Origin of the sequence: Microvirgula sp. AG722 (genome assembly GCF_003269145.1) — a bacterium.
GTDB lineage: Bacteria > Pseudomonadota > Gammaproteobacteria > Burkholderiales > Aquaspirillaceae > Microvirgula > Microvirgula aerodenitrificans.
In genome coordinates, this window is the sequence record NZ_QLTJ01000049.1 from 1 (window position 1) to 1028 (window position 1028).

At 72.9% G+C, this 1028-nt stretch carries 1 protein-coding gene; it reads right to left on the reverse strand.

Annotated elements, in window-relative coordinates; all coding sequences use genetic code 11:
• Nucleotides 1-1028: autotransporter domain-containing protein (locus DFO50_RS19325; protein ID WP_158537509.1), on the reverse strand; the 1028-nt coding region annotated here is incomplete at both ends.

Genomic DNA, 1028 nt, shown 5'->3' on the forward strand with positions numbered 1-1028 from the left:
CCGCGCATCGACCGCCTCATGCCGGACCCGCAGCCCGAACACCCCCTCCACCGCGCTGGCACGGGCCGCCGACAGCTGCAGCGCATAGACGCCGGCATTGCGCTCGGTCAGCGCCGCGTCACGCTGGTGACGCACGGTCAGGCCCAGCAGCGGCGCCAGTGCCAGTCCGCCAAGCCGCTGTGGCGCCAGCACCAGCGCAAACCGGCCACTGAACCGGTCGCGCCGCTGGCTCGCCTGCGGCCGGAGATCGACGCTGCCGTAACGCAGCGTGCGCCGGGTGTCGAACCGGTGCTGCGCGTAACGGAATTCGCCTTCCAGCGTCGGTCCGCGGCCGAGCGGCTGCGCATAGTCCAGGCCGAACAGCTGGCTGTGGCCAGCGAGGCCGGCATCGGCGGCGGTCGCTCCCGGCCGGAGGCTGGCAAAACCGTAGCGGGCGGTCAGCTGCGCCGCCCCGCCCGGCGCAAAGCGCTGGCGCAGGACGACCAGATCATAGGCCGAGCGCCCGAGCCGGGCCTCCGCCCGGCCATGCCGGCTGCCGACCAGCTGCAGACCGAAGCCGGCCCGGGTTTCCGCCATGTCATGCCCGAGACGGGCGAAGCGCTGTTCCAGTGTCTGCAACGGCTTCAGCGCCGACCGGATGCCGGCCCCGGACAACTGGCGCAGCGCATGGCCGATATCGGCCACCGAGCCCAGTTCCAGGCTGCGGAACAGCTCGCTGCCGTCGTAGCCCTGCTCCAGCGCGGCCGCCAGCGGACGCAATGCCGCGTCCGGCGCCAGTTCGCGATAGTCGTTCTTGGTCAGGGTGACTCCGACGTCGCCATCGGCATCGCGCCAGGCCTGCGCCCGCCACGCGGCGCTGCGCGAACGGATCTGCTCGATGCCGTCGATGCGCTCACCGCGCAACACCTTGGCAAAGCGCGCCTGCCTGGCCGTGGTCCCGGCCACGAAGCCGGTATCGACGGTCACGCCGCTGGCGTCCAGATGCCCGCCGCTCAGCGTGCCGGCCTGGCCGTCCGGCCGGGTGCCGA